Origin of the sequence: Paraburkholderia sp. GAS38 (assembly GCF_050434965.1) — a bacterium.
Lineage (GTDB): Bacteria > Pseudomonadota > Gammaproteobacteria > Burkholderiales > Burkholderiaceae > Paraburkholderia > Paraburkholderia phenazinium_A.
Genome location: NZ_JBNDJO010000018.1, coordinates 72,534 through 87,698 on the forward strand (window position 1 = coordinate 72,534; position 15,165 = coordinate 87,698).

Here is a 15,165-nt window from a genome sequence, read left to right on the forward strand (position 1 = left end):
TATCGTCCGTGACTTGGAGTTGCCTGCCGGCTCACTTGCCGAGAAAAACGACCGGAGCCGGTTCTTCCCCACGAGCGACGGCGTTTGCACGTGCGGTGCGCCCTTTCCTGGCGTCGTCCGTCAGGTGCAGTCCCATGGTGAGGTCGAGCGTCAAGACGTCGGCACCGGGCACGCCTGCCCCGGACCATGCCTTGAGAAGCGCGCGAATGGCGCCATACGAACGCGTCGGGCCGTTGGCCAGCCGGACGGCGAGATCCTCGGCGACGCGCTCGACCTGGTCCTCGCCGACGACGAAGGCGGCAACGCCGAGTTGACCGGCGGTCGCGCCGGACATGGGTTCGCTGAGCATCGCGTAGCGCGCTGCATAGGCGCGACCGGCTCTTTCCGCGAGGCGCTGCACACCGCCCGCGACCGGCGCCGAGCCGACCGACGCTTCAATGCAGCGGAAAGTAGCGTTTTCCGCGGCAACGATGAAGTCGCACGCCAGAGCCAGCTCGAATGCGCCGCCGTATGCCGCGCCGCGCACCGCGGCAACCGTCGGAATCTGCAGGCCTTCGATTGACCGATACGTGTGGTGAATCTGCGCTATGAAGGTCCTCCAGTCATCGAAACCTTTGTCGATGAAATCGAGGACGTCACCGCCCTTGCTGAAGTCGGCACCTTCTGCGCGGATCAGCAGCGACCGGATATCGGCCTTGCTGGCTTCGCGGACGGCGCTTTCGAGGGAATCGGCGAAGTCTGCCGCGATGAGATTCGCGGGAGGATTGGCCAGGACGATATGGCCTACGTTCTGACGACGTTCAAAATAGATACTTTTCATTGAAAGGAATCCTTAATAAATGATGGCGATCCTGAAACCTTGGTGTCTCCTGCCAGGTGCTGCGAACATTCAACAATAGTGAATGCATGCAGCATTGTTGTATATTAGGATGTGGGCTGAGGCGTGTCAACCGGTTCGCCGGTGACGACGTACCTGGGGATTACACCTGCTGGCGCGGCTCGACAGGCCCGACAGCCAGCCGTGTGGGGCGTTGGCGCTTATCGTTCTACTGGCAGCAACGCTTCGTTGCTGCCGTGGAGATAGGCGCGATCAGCGATGCAGACGTAGGATTGACGCCGGGCCGTCATGTCCCACCCCGTCACCACCGCAGATATAGGAAGGAGGTCGAAATGTCGAAAGTTCTGGTTCTCTACTATTCCTCGTATGGCCACGTCGAAACGCTGGCGGATGCCGTTGCCGAAGGTGCGCGCCTGACGGGCGCCACGGTCGACGTCAAGCGAGTGCCGGAAACGGCGCCGGAGGAGGTGGCCAAAGCCGCTTACTTCAAGCTGGACCAGAAGGCGCCGATTGCGAAGGTGGCGGAGCTTGCCGACTACGACGCGATCGTTGTCGGCACGCCGACCCGCTTCGGGCGCATCTCTTCGCAGATGGCGGCATTCCTGGATCAGGCCGGCGGCCTGTGGATGAGCGGTGCGCTGAACGGCAAGGTAGGCGGCGCCTTCACGTCGACCGCGAGCCAGCACGGCGGTCAGGAGGCGACGTTGTTTTCGATTATTACCAACCTGCTGCACTTTGGCATGACCATCGTCGGCCTGCCTTATAGCCATCAGGGGCAAATGACCCTGGACGAAATTGTCGGCGGTTCTCCGTACGGCGCCACAACGATCGCCGGCGGACAAGGTCAGCGCCAGCCGAGCGCTATCGAGCTCGCCGGCGCGCGCCATCAGGGCGAACTGATCGCCCGGACGGCAAACAAGCTGTTTGGCTGAGCATCAGCCAGATTCGCAGCGTCGACATACAAACGACGTGCATCCCGCCGGCGGCCGCGCTAGGGCCGCCGGTCCGGACCTTCGAAGCCTGCAACGAGTGCGTCGAGCAAGTGACGCACGGCCGGCACCATGCCTCGGCGTGTGGGGAAGATCGCATGCACCAGGCCCGGTGTGCTGGTCAGACCTGGCAGCAGTTGCTGCAGACGGCCGGCCGCAATATCGGTCTCCACCTGTTCTCTCGGCAACATGGCCACGCCGACGCCGGCCATCGCCGCCACCCGCAGGCTGGCCAGGTCGTCGGTCGCGAGGCGCGGCTGATGCGCCCATGATGTCGCGCGCCCCTCGCCGTCGACGAGGTTCCAGACAAATCGCTCGCCGCTGCTGGCCATGGAGAGGGTGGGCCACTCCTTAAGGGAGTCGATCGAGCGAGGCGCCGGATAGCGTGCCACCAGCTCGGGACTGGCAACCAGAATGTGAATGGATACGCACAACTGGCGGACGGCGAGATCGGTGTTCTCCAACGGCGGAAGCCTGACGCGGATGGCAAAGTCGAGGCCTTCCTCGACGACATCCACGCGGCGGTTGGTTGCATCGAGCATGACCTGGACATGCGGGTTGTCCGCCACATAGCGGGCGATGATCGTGGAGATGCCGGACTCCAGCAAGGCCACCGGGCAACTGATGCGCACAGTGCCCTGTGGCGTCGAGCGGGTGCGGTCCACGATATCTTTGGCGGCTTTCGCTTCCGCCACCAGTGCCAGGCAGTGCTGATGGAACTGCCGCCCGGTTTCCGTCAAGGACAGGCTCCGGCTGGTGCGATTGAGCAGGCGGACGCCAAGTTCTTCCTCCAGAGCTCGAATGCGCCGGCTGAGTTTCGACGTCTGCAGGCCGAGGCTGCGTGCGGCCGCCGTGTAGCTTCCATGCTCGACGACTTCCGCGAAGAGCCGAAGATCATTGAGGTCGGTGATTGCCTTCATGAGCAGACTTGAACTCCTGTTTATCGTTCTATTCATGGCAACGATGCGTTCCAATGCAGCATCTATGCACGGGATCATTGCAAATATAGCATTCTTCTCATGGCCTGTAGCCGCGCCGAATCCGGCCGGTCGCACAGGTGACAAGCGCCGCATAGGCGGCGGCAGGAAACGGAGAAGGTCATGCTCACACATAGGCGTTGGGAATCGTTGGACACGGCGGACCTCGGCTGGCTGCGCGCGAAATACCATTTCGTGGTCAGCGCCGATGGCAACCCCGCACATGCTGCTCTGGGCCCTCTGATTGTCTGGAACGACGACGAGATCGCCGTAGGTAGCGGCTTTCCCATGCACGGGCACCGCGACATGGAGATCATCACCTATGTGCGTCAGGGTTTGCTCGGCCATCGGGACACTTTGGGATCCGAAGGAACGCTCCATGCCGGCGATGTCCAGGTCATGAGCGCCGGCACGGGCATACGCCACGCCGAGTTCAACCGCGGCGAGGTGCCGCTCAAGGTTTATCAGATCTGGCTGCAGCCTCGCAAAACCGGCGGCGAACCCGCGTGGGATACCAAGCCGTTTCCCAAGGGCGACCGTTCGGGGCGATTCGTAGTCCTTGCCAGCGGTTTCGCCGGCGATGAAGGTGCGCTGCCGGTGCGGGCCGAAGCACGTGTGCTTGGCGCGATGCTAAAGGGCGGTGAAAGCGTTCGATACGAGTTGCCCCCGGCACATCGTGCCTATCTCGTCGTGGCCTCGGGCCGCATTGAATTGAATGGCGAGCCCGTTGGGCCGCTGGACGGTGTGGCGATCACACAACTCGCCGCGGCGCAGATTGTTGCTCTTGAAGATTCCGAACTGGTGATGGTGGACGCCGGCTAATTCCCTTTTTTCATCCACCTACGTAATTTCATTTCTGGAGATCGTGATGGAACGTTTTAAATTTCTTCCGTTGTTGGGCCGCATCCTGATCGGTGCGCCGTTTGTCATGAGTGGCCTGGGCAAGCTCGCCGCGTACGGTGCGACGGTTGGCTACATTGCTGCCATGGGTTTGCCCGTGCCGCCACTTGCATTCGTGATGGCCGTGCTGACCGAACTGGGCGGTGGTCTGCTGCTGCTGTCGGGCTACCGGGCTCGCACCGTCTCCCTGGCGATGGCGGTGTTCTGTGTGGTCACGGCGCTGTTCTTTCACCACAACTTCGCCGACCAGAACCAGATGATTCACTTCCTCAAGAACGTGATGATGGCGGGTGGCCTGCTGCAGATCACCTATTTCGGCGCAGGCGCATTCAGCCTGGACGCGCGCGCCCGGCGCACCGCTTCGGGTGTTTCAGCGCTGAGCGCAAGCTAGGAGAGCGGTCTCGTCGAGGCGATTGCTTGCTTAAGCGGATGTGCGATCGTCTCTTCGTGACGTTTCTCGGTTGTCGGGGCACGAGTGGGAGTCAACACCATGTCTTTCGAAACGAATCCGTCGCCTGTCTCCTCGCCAAGTGCTGCGGAACATGGAGCATTGTTCGATATGCAAACCAATTTACGTGAATCAGATGCGCTGCTGGATGGCCGCACGATCGTGACTCGCACCGCAGGCCGGCAGCATGGTCCGGTCAAGCGGATGGTCAGCCCGTCCGACCTTGGAGCGGTGTTAAAGCCGTTCGTCTTTCTCGACTATTTCGATAGCTCGATGGACAGCGACATGCGCTTTTCCATGCATCCCCATTCCGGTCTCGCCACGACGACGGTGCTGCTGGAAGGTGAAGTCGAATACGAAGACACGACCGGCGCAGCGGGGATCATGCCGGCCGGCGGCGTCGAGTGGATGAATGCGGGCAGGGGCGTGTGGCATGACGGTCGCGCGAGAGGCGATGGGCCGGTGCGCGGCTATCAGTTGTGGGTTGCGTTGCCGCCTGAGCTCGAACTCGGTGCACCGCACAGTCAGTACTTATCTGCGAGCGACGTGCCTCGCAGCGGTCCGGCCCGCGTTATCCTGGGTCGTTACGGAAACGTCGAAAGCCTGGTACCCGCACCGTCAGGCATCAACTATCTGCTGGTTCAGCTTTCGGCTGGCGAGCAGTGGCAGTACACGCCACCGGCCGGTCACAACGTCGCGTGGCTAGCGGTTCAACGTGGCGCACTGCGCACAGCCGGCGAAGTCATCGCCGACGAGCTTGTCGTGTTTGACGAATCCGAAAACGCGTTGACATTCACGGCCGACGAAGCGACGGAGTTCGTCCTCGGCTCCGCCGTCGCGCATCCGCACGATCTCGTGCTTGGCTACTACTCGGTGCATACGTCGGTAGAGGCGTTGCGCGCGGGGGAAGCCAGCATCAGGGAGATCGGCACACAACTGCGTCGCCGGGGCCGCATTGGGTAATCGCCCGAAAGCGGTTTCGGCAGGATGCGAATGACTCTATTGGGAACACGTCATGCGAAACGTCAATGTGGGTAACGCGGCGATTCCGGCCATCGGTTTTGGCACTTATGGAATGAGCGCCGCCGATGTCTACCGAGTGGTTCCTGCTGCCCTGAGTGCCGGCTTCCGTCATATCGACACCGCGCAGGTCTATCGTAACGAGGGCGAAATCGGCGAGTGCGTCGCCGCGTCCGGTGTTCCGAGAAGCGAGATCTTTCTGACTACCAAGGTTTGGGTCAGCAACTATTCGGAGCGAAACTTCGAAGCGTCCGTCAACGAGAGCCTCCGCAAGCTCAAGACAGACTATATCGATCTGCTCTTGCTGCACTGGCCTGGCTCGGATGTGCCGCTGGCCGAACAGATCGCAGGACTGAACGCCGTGGCGCGCGCCGGCAAGGTTCGGCACATCGGCGTGAGCAATTTCAACCGCGCACTGATGACGGAGGCGATCGGGCTGTCTGCGGTTCCGCTCGTGACGAATCAGTTCGAGTATCACCCGTATCTGAACCAGTCCTTGCTGATCGAAAGTACGCTGCAGGCGGGGCTTGCCGTGACGGGGTACTGCGGCATGGCGATTGGCCGGGTCTTCTCGGATCCCACGCTCAAAGAGATTGCTGCGCGCTACGACAAGACGATTGCCCAGATTGTCTTGCGATGGCTTGTTCAACAGCGTGGGATGGTTGCGCTTTCAAGGACCACGCGGGTCGATCGGTTGGCGCAGAACCTGGCGGTCTTCGACTTCGAACTGGATGACGTGGACATGGTGGCCATACACGCGTTGGCGACGGCAGGCAGCCGTATCGTTGACCCGCCTGGGCTTGCTCCGCTGTGGGACAGTACGGGCGTTTGATTAGCTGTGCTCCCGATTCGCGCCCGCCTGCTCCATGCCGGTTCCGCGTGCCGCGCGCCGTTGCCCGCGCTCCATCCGGTCGGCCTGCAACACCCGCCGACCCGTGCGCGTCACGAGCACCAGCAGGATCGCCAGCAGCCCGGTACCGAACAGGTAGCTCGGCGGAATGAAGCGCGCGTCCGTGAAGTGCGCCACCAGCGAGAGATAGAACGGCGCCAGCCCGCCGAACAGCATGACCGAGGTGTTATACGAAATCGCCACGCCCGTGGAGCGTCCCTGCACGGTGAAGATCTTGACCAGCATCCCTGGATGCGCGGCACCTTGCAGCGTGAGGAAGAGTATGCCGACAACCCGTACGATCATCAGACGGTTCTCGGTGGGGGCGGCCAGCAAATACGAGAACAACGGAAAGACGCAGATCAGCCAGCCCGCAATAAAGAAGAAGAACAGCCGGTACGCGCCGACACGGTCTGCCAGCATGCCGAACACCGGTGACAGAACGCACATCACGATGCTCGTAACGAATATTCCTTGAAGCGACGAGCTAAGCGACAGATGCAACTGAACCTGCGCATAAGTTGGCAGATACGCATTCCACACATAATTCAGCGACGTACCGGCGATCATCACGCCCATCGCGCACACTACGGCGTCGCCGTTCTCGCGGACGAAATCGCGTAGCCGCTCGCGCATGGGCGCCCGTGCCGCGGGGCGTGCCTGCATCCGGTTGAATTCTTCCGATTCGTCGACATGATGGCGGATGTAGAAGCCGAGCGGCCCGACCAGCGCGCCGATCAGGAACGGCACGCGCCATCCCCAGGCCGACAGGTCCGCGTGCGACAGATGACGCGACAGCAGATAGCTGCACCCCGACGACAACATCGCCGCGACCCCGATCGACAGCATATTGAAGCTGCCGTAAAACATCTTCCGGTTGGGCGGCGCGACCTCGTAGATCGTCACCGACGACAGCGCGAATTGCGCGCCCACCGCGAAGCCTTGCACCAGGCGGCCGATCACCACCAGCAGCGGCGCGACGAGCCCAAGTGTCGCGAAGCCGGGGGTCAGCCCGAGGACCAGCGAGCCCACCGACATCAGGACCATGATCCACGACAGCACCTTCACCCGTCCGGCCCGGTCCGCGGCCAGGCCCATCACCACGCCGCCGATCGGACGGACCAGGAAGCCGACCGCGAAGGTCGCGAACGTCAGCAGCAACGCCCCGCCGCGATCGACGGTAGGAAAAAACACCCGCGCAATCGTGCTCGAGAAATACGAGTACACCATGAAGTCGAACCACTCGAACGTGCCGCCTATCACGGTCGAGACGATGGTTTTCCAGATATTCCCCGGATCGCGTTGGGTGGGCATGGGCTTATCCTCCGGCTCGCAACGTGCGCAACGCCTGCACAAGGAAATCCTGAACCACCTCGACGACCTGCATGCCGTTGTGGGCAATATTGGCGAGCTCATCGAAACGCACGCGGATACCCGCGGCTTCGAACGAGGCCTTCAGCGTGCGCAGCCGTTCCGGGCGCGTCGCACCGGCATCGTTGATGCCCGGCAGGTACATCGGGCTGTCCTCGGGCACGGTGATCTCCCAGGTCTCGAGATCCGCGCGGCCCACGATCATTTGCACCGGTACACGCTGCAACGCGGCCAGATCGAAAGGCTTGCCGAAATGGCGCTCGAAACCGCCCAGACCCAGCCACCAGCCCTTCTTGTGATCGAGCACGGTGACGTTGCCAGGCGCACCAATCGACGCGGCCCATAGCCGCTCAGGATGCGCGTACGCAAAGCGGTTCACGTACTGCCCCCCGCCCGAATAACCGAACAGTGCAAACTTGTCGAAGCGTTTGCCATAACGCCCGGCCACTTCGTCGACCATGTCGAGCAATACCTTGTCGTACCGGATATCGCCTTCGATCAGGCGCTTGAAGCCGTTACGATCGCCATCGCCGCGCACGCCCACCGGAAACAGCGGACACAGCACGATGCAGCGGTTCCAGCGGCCGAACGGGGCGAACGCATCGCGGTACTGCGTGAACTGACGACCGGTGCCGTGCATCACGACGACCAGTTCCACGTCGTTGCCGGGTGTGAGCACCTCGGGCGGCACGTACAGCGCATACGGAAAGCGCGGATCGTGGGTACTGGCGTACACCGTGGTCGAGCCCAGGTCGTATAGCGCTTGCGCTTTCTCCTGAGCGGGATTGGAAGGCTTGTCGGCTTCGGACATCTGTCATTCCTTTCTGGCGAGTCTCAAACGTGTCGTCGATGCCCTGCGATGCGCGAGGGCAACGTGTGCAAGTGCCGCTTACGCAGCTTCGGCGAGCGGTTCGTGGTGCAGGCTGTAGCGCGTGAAAACGCGGTTGAGCGCGGGCATCGGCGCGACATCCATTTCACCCGCGGCCGGCTGCATGACGATCATCGCGACGGTCGCGGTCATGGTGTGGCGCGTGCCCGGACGCGGCGGACGGCAAACCGAATACGGCGTGCCGAAGGCATCGAACAACGCGGCCTTGACGGCGTCGCGATCCACCTTCGGCGCGGCATTCAACAACTGGCGCACGCGCCAGTCGCGGTAATAGCTGTCCGGCGAGCTCTCGCAACCCGTGTCGATCAGCTTGGTGCGAGCCACCGGGCTGATCCAGTGGTTCGCGTGCACGATCAGTTGGTCGTCGCCCGGATAGATCGGAAACGCTTCGTTCGGCGCGCATTCGAAGTCGATGCCGAAGCCCTCGGCCATACCGAGCATGATGTTGTTCGAGCAGGATTTCGGCGTTGTGGCGATCACCCGCAACGCGTTCGAGAACACCGGTTCTTCCAGCACGCGCCGGCGCAGCAGCGACAGCGGCACGCCCATCTGCATGAAGTCGCGCTCGGACTCCAGATAGTTTGCGGTGATCGACACACCCGCCGAATTCAGGCCGCTGCGCGCGAGGCCGCCCGCTTCGACGAAGGTCAGGAAGTCGGGGCCGTCGTCGTTGCGCACGCGCAAGACAATGCCGGTGTCGACACAATCGGCCTTCCAGTCCCAGTTCTGCGCGTGGATCAACTGCCCGTTCGACGTGCGCGACGGCAGTACCAGCACGCCGGTGCAACCGTCTTCGTCGTCGGCTTGCAGCGCCATTTCGGCACGCGCCTTGGCCAGCACTTCGGTGCGGGCGTTGATCATCACGATGTCTTCGAACGGCACGTCCGCGCCTTCGGCGATGCCGCGCATCTCGTCCAGATACGCTGGCTGGAATTCACCGATCACCTGTTCGAGGGAGCGAATCAGCGACGTCTGCGATGCCTGGCTATAGCCGAGATTGCGCAGTGTCTGGCCGTAGCGGGATGCGCTCAGGCGCACACGCTCGGCGGCCGCGCGGCCGTATTGCAGGCCGCGTTCGTACGGCTTGCCGGACACGCTGATGAAAGGAAACTGCTGGATTTGCGACATGGTGGGACTCCTGACCCTTGGCTGCCGCCGCGGACACCAGGCCGGCCCCGCGGCCTCGCTCTGATGTGATCGGCTCGATTTGTGACAAATCGATTTTCACGAGCCACAAATAAAATAAAAAGCGTTATTTTCTTTATCGAAAGGAAAGAAAAATTTTCGTTTCGTGCGATCATGAATCGCATGAAAGCGGGGCAAATTCATGCGATTGACGCACGTCCCAGAAGCCTTTGAGGAGAGTTCGGCATGAGTGAAATTCGAATGCTGCGCACGTTTCTCGCCATCGAGAAACACGGCACGATGGCGGCCGCCGCCGATCGCATGGCGCTCACGCACGCGGCGGTCGGCGCGCAGATGCGCACGCTGGAGCGCGTGTGCGAGCGCCAGTTGTTCGACCGCAGCGGGCGCAGCATCCAGTTGAACGACGCCGGCCGCTCGATCATCGAACAGGCGCGCGCTGTGGTGGCCGCGTACGATTCGCTGCTGCGCGGCGTGGCCGACGAACTGAGCGTGGAAGGCTCGATCACGATCGGCTCGACGGTGTCGTCGATGGGCTTTCTGGCGGCCAACGTGATCCGGCTGAAGGTATCGTATCCCCGCTTGAAGGTACGCCTCGCGCACGGAGACAGCGCCCAGTTGGCGCGCCAGGTTCGTGCCGGGGAGATCGATGCGGCGGTGATCGTCAGCGAGCCCCGGGCGACCACACTGCCCGAGTCGTGGGAACGTCTTTACGACGAGCCACTGGTGCTGCTGGTCAATCCTGCGACGGCGCCTGCCGACGCGTCGGTGAGCTTGCTGTTAAAGCGTTTTCCGTTTATCGGTTTCGAGACCTCGTCGCTGACCGGCACGCATGTCACGAGTCTCCTGCGGCGACTGCGCGTCGAGGTCAACCCGATTCTGGAAATGAATTCCATCGCCGCGATTGCCGATCTGGTGCGGCAGAACATCGGCGTGTCGATCGTGCCGCGTTTGCGGCATGCTGCGTGGGACGAGGACCCGCTGCTGTCGGTCAGGCCGATTCCAGGCACGGTGTGGCGCCGGCATATCGGCTGGTATGAGTTCGGGCGGCAGCCGCTGGCCACCGCGATCGTCAAGAATCAGTTGCTCGCCGCGCTCGCCGCGCTCGCCGAGTCACGCCTCTTGATTGTTTGAATGGTCACGCTGACAAATTAAGCAAAAGTTGATCAAAAATAAACCAAAAGTTGAACGTCAGATCGGGCACGCGGATCGGTGCAGCAGACGCTGAATAAATCAAAAGCCCGCAACTATTTGCAGAAATAAAGCAAAAGCTGAAATTGTTTGATTTTTTATGTAATGCATTGATTTTAAATGTTATTTCTTGTCAATGAATTGCGGGGTGAAGCATATGTTGAGCGTTTCGTGGTCGTCACGTGCCTACGGTAACCGCCCAACAGATTATTAATCAAAATGTGGTGTACCCAAGAGGGTCCACAGAGCGGGTTGGATATTTCCGTAAGAGGCTGAAGGTAGGGAGCGGAGCGAGTCTCAAGCGCGGTCCGAGATTGGATAGAAACTTCTAAGGGAAAGCTCTCGAATCGCTTTTTCTTTGATGCAGATATTGGAGCACAACAAAGTCTGCAGCAAACGCTTCTGGATATTTCAGATACAGCAGAGCCTACTGCACGTCTCAAAACTGTGTTGCCATGCAGCATTAGCAGGAGTAATCGGTTCGCGAGCAGTCAGTTGGGGCGTATTTCGATCGCTGTAGTGCCTCTTGCGCATACCTTAAATTGGGGGGGCGAGACAAATTTACCGACAGCACCACCGCCCCGCTTAGCAGTCCCTCAAGTCGGCGTGTCACCGATAGCAGATTCGTCATAAGAAAGGGCGTCCGACTCCTGCGCTGACTCGAACTAGTTTGCGGCGGCCCCAGTACCCGTGCGCCGTCTTCCCGCGGCGCCCGAATTCCCTCCGAGTTAGGCCTCGTCTTCGTGCAGAGATTTTGCGCAGGCGAATCAGTTTCTCGGTCAAGTAGAAATCCCCGCGCCTGAAAGCTAGTTTTCTTGCCGTTATGCCCTGTCGGTTGGACATCTGTTCGACGCTCGACGCCAGCTTCGCAGAAATTGCCGAGGAGCACTATTCGACACAACGCCATAAGATACGGACCTTGTTGAGCACTTTGGCGACGGATGTTCCGTTCGATCTAGATGCTTGTGTTGGTGTCGTTCCGGCTCCGCTTACGTCCGTCGATGGTGGCGATGAGGAGGCGCGCCGTGTCGTCACCAGATATCAGTTGCGTGATTCCGACCTTTAACGATCGCGTCCATAACCATGAGCCGTAAGCTCGGTGCTAGGACAGGAAGGCGCGTTGGTAGAAGCGATCCTTGTGCATGATGGCAGACGAACCATAAGCGGCTCGGGAACCCGTCTTGACGGGTTGCGCTAATCGACGATCACAGTGGCATCGAACTGATGCATATGTTCGGCAAAGGACAGATGAAACATGCTCGAGCTTATCATCCGCCCGTCGCCGATCGATTCTACGAACTCGCAACGTAAGCAATACTTTGCATATCGATTCGACTCTACTCATCGAGTCTTACTGCGACAAATCCCGTTGATGAGACGTGTCTGAAGATCCGTGGCCGGCGCCTTCTCGGGAAGGCTCTTGCGCACGGCGGCCACCATTTCCGATGTAACGGCAGGTGCCGTGTTCCCCCAGCTACTACGCACAAACGTCAACACATCCGCCAGATCCTGATCGCTTAGCCGATCAGCGAAGCCAGGCATCGCATAGTGCGTCGGCGCGGATGCCGTCCAAGGCATCTGGGCCCCGGACAACACGATACGAATCAGCGACGACGGATCTTTCGTGTTGACCGTGGTGCTCAACGCCAGTCGCGGGAAAGTCCCATTCCAACCGTTGCCAGTAGTCCGGTGGCAGGCTGCGCAATTATTCAGGAACTGGATCGCGCCGTTACTGCTGGCGCTCCCGTCGTGGAACATCTTCTCCGTGGCGCTATCGTACGTGAGCGACGTCTGGTCCGGATGCGCCGGTCCCAACGTTTTCAGATACGTGGCGATCGACATGAGATCGCTGTCCATCATGAATTGGGTACTGTCCTGTACGACCTCGGCCATGCCGCCAAAGGCAGCGGAGTGCTCGTTACGGCCACTCTTCAGGAACGCGACAATATCCCCCTCGCTCCAATTGCCGAGGCCGTCCTTCACGTCTCCGCGCAGATTCTCTGCGAGATAACCGTCGATCACCGTACCTGACAGGAACGTCGATCCATCGTCGCTCAGCGATGCTTCCTGCATCGTCACCTTACGGGGCGTGTGACACGCGGAGCAATGCGCCAGACCTTCCACCAGATACCGGCCACGGAGCACCGGATCAGTAGCGCTTACAGGTGTGTCGTCAGTTACCACGTCTGGTGCATACAGCTTACGCCAGACCGACAGCGGCCATCGCATTGACATCGGCCACATGATGTCCGTGGTCTTGTTCGCCTGCGAGACCGGTTGCACGCCGTGCATAAAGTACGCATAGAGCGCCTTGATGTTTGATGGCTTGACCTTCGCATACGACGGATAAGGCATCGCCGGATACAGTGTCTCGCCATTCTTCGCTATCCCGTGGCGAACCGCTCGATCAAAGTCGTCAAGGGTGTAACTGCCAATCCCGGTGTCTTTGTCGGGCGTGATGTTCGACGACCAGATCGTGCCGATCGATATGCTCATCGGCAGGCCACCAGCGAACGGCTTTCCATCCTTCGCGGTATGGCAGGCGACACAGTCACCGATTTGCGCGAGGTAGGCCCCCTGCCTTATCAATTGGGTCATATCCGCGCTAGTTGCATCCTGCGCGCGCACAGTCGTGGATAATGCCGCTAGTCCAAGCGCGAGCGATGACATGACAACCGACGCCAGCGCCGGCAGCACGCGCTTCGTATATTTAGTCATCGTGCGTGCCTAAGCCTGCACCAGCGGGCCGGGGTTCTTCAGGTACTGTTCGCGGATCGCTTTCACGGAACGGTAAGCGATTGCCGTTACCAGCCCTGTCGGGTTGTACCCCATGTTCTGCGGAAACAGACAGGCGCCCATCACGAAAACGTTCGACACACCCCAGGTTTGGCCATACGTGTTGACCACGCTGTCCTTCGGATTGGTACCCATGATGGCGCCGCCAGTCAGGTGTGTGCTTTGATACTCGCGCACATCGAAATGCTTTCCCTTCTTGCGGATGCCACGAACTACCCTGTCACCGCCCATCACATTGGCCAGCTTTTCCATCTGGTCGCCCATGAAACCCAGCATGTCATACTCGTTGTCATGCCAATCGAACGTCATGCGCAGCAATGGCTTACCGAACTTGTCGCGATAGGTCGGATCCAGATCGAGATAAGCGTCCTTGTAAGACATGACCGAGCCAGCGATCGCGATATTCATATACCGCTGATATGCATCCTGGACACCCTCTTTCCAACCCGAGCCCCATGACGGCGTCCCCGGTACCGTCGGGGCCTGGCCGATCGGTCGGCCGCCCGAGCTCAAACTTCGAATGCTCGCCCCCCCTATGAAGCCGAGCGGCCCGTGGTCGAACTGGTCGCCATTGAAGTCGTCCAAGCCGACAGCGCCTGCGCCCGCGGCCGCGAAGCGGTTAAAATGTGTGCCCTTGGGCATCAGGATGCCAATGCTTCCGTTCATCTGGTAGGCGAAGTTTTTGCCGACCACACCTTCACCCGTCAACGGGTTATACGGCTTACCAATGCCGGACAACAGCAGCAGACGCACGTTGTGCATCTGAAAGGCTGTCAGGATGACCATGTCCGCCGGTTGCTCGACCTCACGCCCCTGCCGGTCGACATATGTCACCCCGGTTGCCTTCGTGCCCGTGGAGTCCATATTGACCTTGATCACCTGCGATTCGGTCCGAAGCTCGAAGTTCTCACGCTTGAGCAGAACCGGCATGATCGTCGTCTGTGGCGATGCCTTCGAATACATGTAGCAGCCATAGCCATCGCAGAAACCACAAAAGTTACACGGTCCGATGCGCACACCATAGGGGTTCGTGTATGGCGCGGACGCATTCGCTGCCGGTGCCGAGTACGGATGCAGACCCACTTCCCGTGCGGCTTTTTCAAACAACATGCCGCTATATTGCTTTTGCAGCGGCGCTGTCGGGAATTCGTTGGTTCGTGGACCCTCCAGCGGATTACCTTCTTCGGCGCCAGTTAGCTTGCCATTGATATTGCCGGCCCTACCCGAAACAGCCATGACTTTTTCCGAAAAGTCATAGAACGGCTCGAGATCCTTGTAAGTCACGCCATGATCTTGCAGCAACATATTGTCGGGAATGAATTTCTTGCCATAGCGCTCGGTATAGCGCGTGCGCATCTCGAGTTCTTCCGGCAGGTTGCGGTACATCATGCCGTTCCAGTGAAAGCCGGCACCGCCGACACCATTTCCCAGCAGAAATGCGCCATGCTGACGATACGGCACCGCTGTCCTCGTCATATCGTGACGAATGGTCACCGTTTCGTCGGCAAGGTGCTGCAATAGCTCGCCGCGTGTGGAGTACTTCAGTTCGTCCGCGACCTTCGGATATTCCGCGTCCGTCGGTGTATCGCGGAACTCCCCGCGCTCGAGCGCCAGCACGTTAAGGCCGGCCGCCGTCAACTCGATTCCCATGATTGCCCCGGTCCATCCAAAGCCGATCAGGACGACGTCTACCTTGTCTTTTTGGATTGCCATG

13 protein-coding genes are annotated in these 15,165 nt (G+C 60.4%); 6 read left to right on the top strand and 7 right to left on the bottom strand.

Annotated elements, in window-relative coordinates; all coding sequences use genetic code 11:
- Positions 1–31: 31 nt before the first annotated feature.
- Positions 32–820 carry an enoyl-CoA hydratase/isomerase family protein gene (locus tag P3T42_RS32080; RefSeq protein WP_429308345.1) on the bottom strand — a complete coding sequence of 263 codons (789 nt, stop codon included), beginning with the start codon at positions 818–820 and terminating at the stop codon, positions 32–34.
- 350 nt (positions 821–1,170) lie between these two features.
- Between P3T42_RS32080 and wrbA the strand changes: the two genes are divergently transcribed.
- Complete coding sequence (gene wrbA, locus P3T42_RS32085) at positions 1,171–1,770, top strand: NAD(P)H:quinone oxidoreductase (protein ID WP_429308346.1); 600 nt, start codon at positions 1,171–1,173, stop codon at positions 1,768–1,770.
- A 59-nt stretch (positions 1,771–1,829) separates the two neighbouring features.
- Here wrbA and P3T42_RS32090 read toward each other — a convergent pair whose 3' ends face one another.
- Positions 1,830–2,747: a LysR substrate-binding domain-containing protein gene (locus P3T42_RS32090; RefSeq protein ID WP_429308347.1), complete on the bottom strand. Its 918-nt coding sequence runs from the start codon at positions 2,745–2,747 to the stop codon at positions 1,830–1,832.
- 180 nt (positions 2,748–2,927) lie between these two features.
- Between P3T42_RS32090 and P3T42_RS32095 the strand changes: the two genes are divergently transcribed.
- The 4 genes from P3T42_RS32095 to P3T42_RS32110 all read left to right on the top strand — a co-directional run bounded on the left by P3T42_RS32095 (position 2,928) and on the right by P3T42_RS32110 (position 6,004).
- Positions 2,928–3,626 (top strand): pirin family protein, encoded by a 699-nt coding sequence (locus P3T42_RS32095; protein WP_429308348.1) that lies wholly within the window; start codon positions 2,928–2,930, stop codon positions 3,624–3,626.
- A 46-nt stretch (positions 3,627–3,672) separates the two neighbouring features.
- Positions 3,673–4,095, top strand: coding sequence for a DoxX family protein (locus P3T42_RS32100; protein WP_074296402.1), 423 nt, complete (start codon positions 3,673–3,675; stop codon positions 4,093–4,095).
- A 168-nt stretch (positions 4,096–4,263) separates the two neighbouring features.
- Complete coding sequence (locus tag P3T42_RS32105) at positions 4,264–5,115, top strand: pirin family protein (RefSeq protein ID WP_429308349.1); 852 nt, start codon at positions 4,264–4,266, stop codon at positions 5,113–5,115.
- A gap of 52 nt (positions 5,116–5,167) precedes the next feature.
- Entirely contained in the window at positions 5,168–6,004 is an 837-nt protein-coding gene (locus tag P3T42_RS32110; RefSeq protein ID WP_429308350.1) for an aldo/keto reductase, read from the top strand.
- On the opposite strand, the gene P3T42_RS32115 is transcribed toward P3T42_RS32110, so the two are convergent.
- From P3T42_RS32115 to P3T42_RS32125, 3 genes are all read right to left on the bottom strand, one after another.
- The gene (locus tag P3T42_RS32115; RefSeq protein ID WP_429308351.1) at positions 6,005–7,375 is read right to left on the bottom strand and encodes an MFS transporter; all 1,371 of its coding nucleotides are present in this window, start codon (positions 7,373–7,375) and stop codon (positions 6,005–6,007) included.
- A 4-nt stretch (positions 7,376–7,379) separates the two neighbouring features.
- Complete coding sequence (locus P3T42_RS32120) at positions 7,380–8,243, bottom strand: alpha/beta hydrolase (RefSeq protein WP_429308352.1); 864 nt, start codon at positions 8,241–8,243, stop codon at positions 7,380–7,382.
- Positions 8,244–8,321: 78 nt separating this feature from the next.
- The gene (locus P3T42_RS32125; RefSeq protein WP_429308353.1) at positions 8,322–9,449 is read right to left on the bottom strand and encodes a C45 family autoproteolytic acyltransferase/hydolase; all 1,128 of its coding nucleotides are present in this window, start codon (positions 9,447–9,449) and stop codon (positions 8,322–8,324) included.
- Positions 9,450–9,692: 243 nt separating this feature from the next.
- On the opposite strand from P3T42_RS32125, the gene P3T42_RS32130 reads away from it, so the two are divergent.
- Positions 9,693–10,598: a LysR family transcriptional regulator gene (locus P3T42_RS32130; protein WP_429308354.1), complete on the top strand. Its 906-nt coding sequence runs from the start codon at positions 9,693–9,695 to the stop codon at positions 10,596–10,598.
- Between the two features lie 1,398 nt (positions 10,599–11,996).
- Here the strand turns inward: P3T42_RS32130 and P3T42_RS32135 are convergent.
- Together P3T42_RS32135 and P3T42_RS32140 are read right to left on the bottom strand one after the other, a co-directional pair.
- The gene (locus P3T42_RS32135) at positions 11,997–13,373 is read right to left on the bottom strand and encodes a cytochrome c (RefSeq protein ID WP_074267478.1); all 1,377 of its coding nucleotides are present in this window, start codon (positions 13,371–13,373) and stop codon (positions 11,997–11,999) included.
- A gap of 9 nt (positions 13,374–13,382) precedes the next feature.
- Positions 13,383–15,164: a GMC family oxidoreductase gene (locus P3T42_RS32140; protein WP_074267479.1), complete on the bottom strand. Its 1,782-nt coding sequence runs from the start codon at positions 15,162–15,164 to the stop codon at positions 13,383–13,385.
- Between the last annotated feature and the right edge of the window lies 1 nt (position 15,165).

Coding starts and splice junctions, on each gene's coding strand:
- P3T42_RS32090 (WP_429308347.1), bottom strand. CDS start 2,747: ATGAAGGCAATCACCGACCTCAATGATCTTCGGCTCTTCGCGGAAGTC.
- wrbA (WP_429308346.1), top strand. CDS start 1,171: ATGTCGAAAGTTCTGGTTCTCTACTATTCCTCGTATGGCCACGTCGAA.
- P3T42_RS32095 (WP_429308348.1), top strand. CDS start 2,928: ATGCTCACACATAGGCGTTGGGAATCGTTGGACACGGCGGACCTCGGC.
- P3T42_RS32125 (WP_429308353.1), bottom strand. CDS start 9,449: ATGTCGCAAATCCAGCAGTTTCCTTTCATCAGCGTGTCCGGCAAGCCG.
- P3T42_RS32135 (WP_074267478.1), bottom strand. CDS start 13,373: ATGACTAAATATACGAAGCGCGTGCTGCCGGCGCTGGCGTCGGTTGTC.
- P3T42_RS32100 (WP_074296402.1), top strand. CDS start 3,673: ATGGAACGTTTTAAATTTCTTCCGTTGTTGGGCCGCATCCTGATCGGT.
- P3T42_RS32080 (WP_429308345.1), bottom strand. CDS start 820: ATGAAAAGTATCTATTTTGAACGTCGTCAGAACGTAGGCCATATCGTC.
- P3T42_RS32110 (WP_429308350.1), top strand. CDS start 5,168: ATGCGAAACGTCAATGTGGGTAACGCGGCGATTCCGGCCATCGGTTTT.
- P3T42_RS32140 (WP_074267479.1), bottom strand. CDS start 15,164: ATGGCAATCCAAAAAGACAAGGTAGACGTCGTCCTGATCGGCTTTGGA.
- P3T42_RS32115 (WP_429308351.1), bottom strand. CDS start 7,375: ATGCCCACCCAACGCGATCCGGGGAATATCTGGAAAACCATCGTCTCG.
- P3T42_RS32105 (WP_429308349.1), top strand. CDS start 4,264: ATGCAAACCAATTTACGTGAATCAGATGCGCTGCTGGATGGCCGCACG.
- P3T42_RS32120 (WP_429308352.1), bottom strand. CDS start 8,243: ATGTCCGAAGCCGACAAGCCTTCCAATCCCGCTCAGGAGAAAGCGCAA.
- P3T42_RS32130 (WP_429308354.1), top strand. CDS start 9,693: ATGAGTGAAATTCGAATGCTGCGCACGTTTCTCGCCATCGAGAAACAC.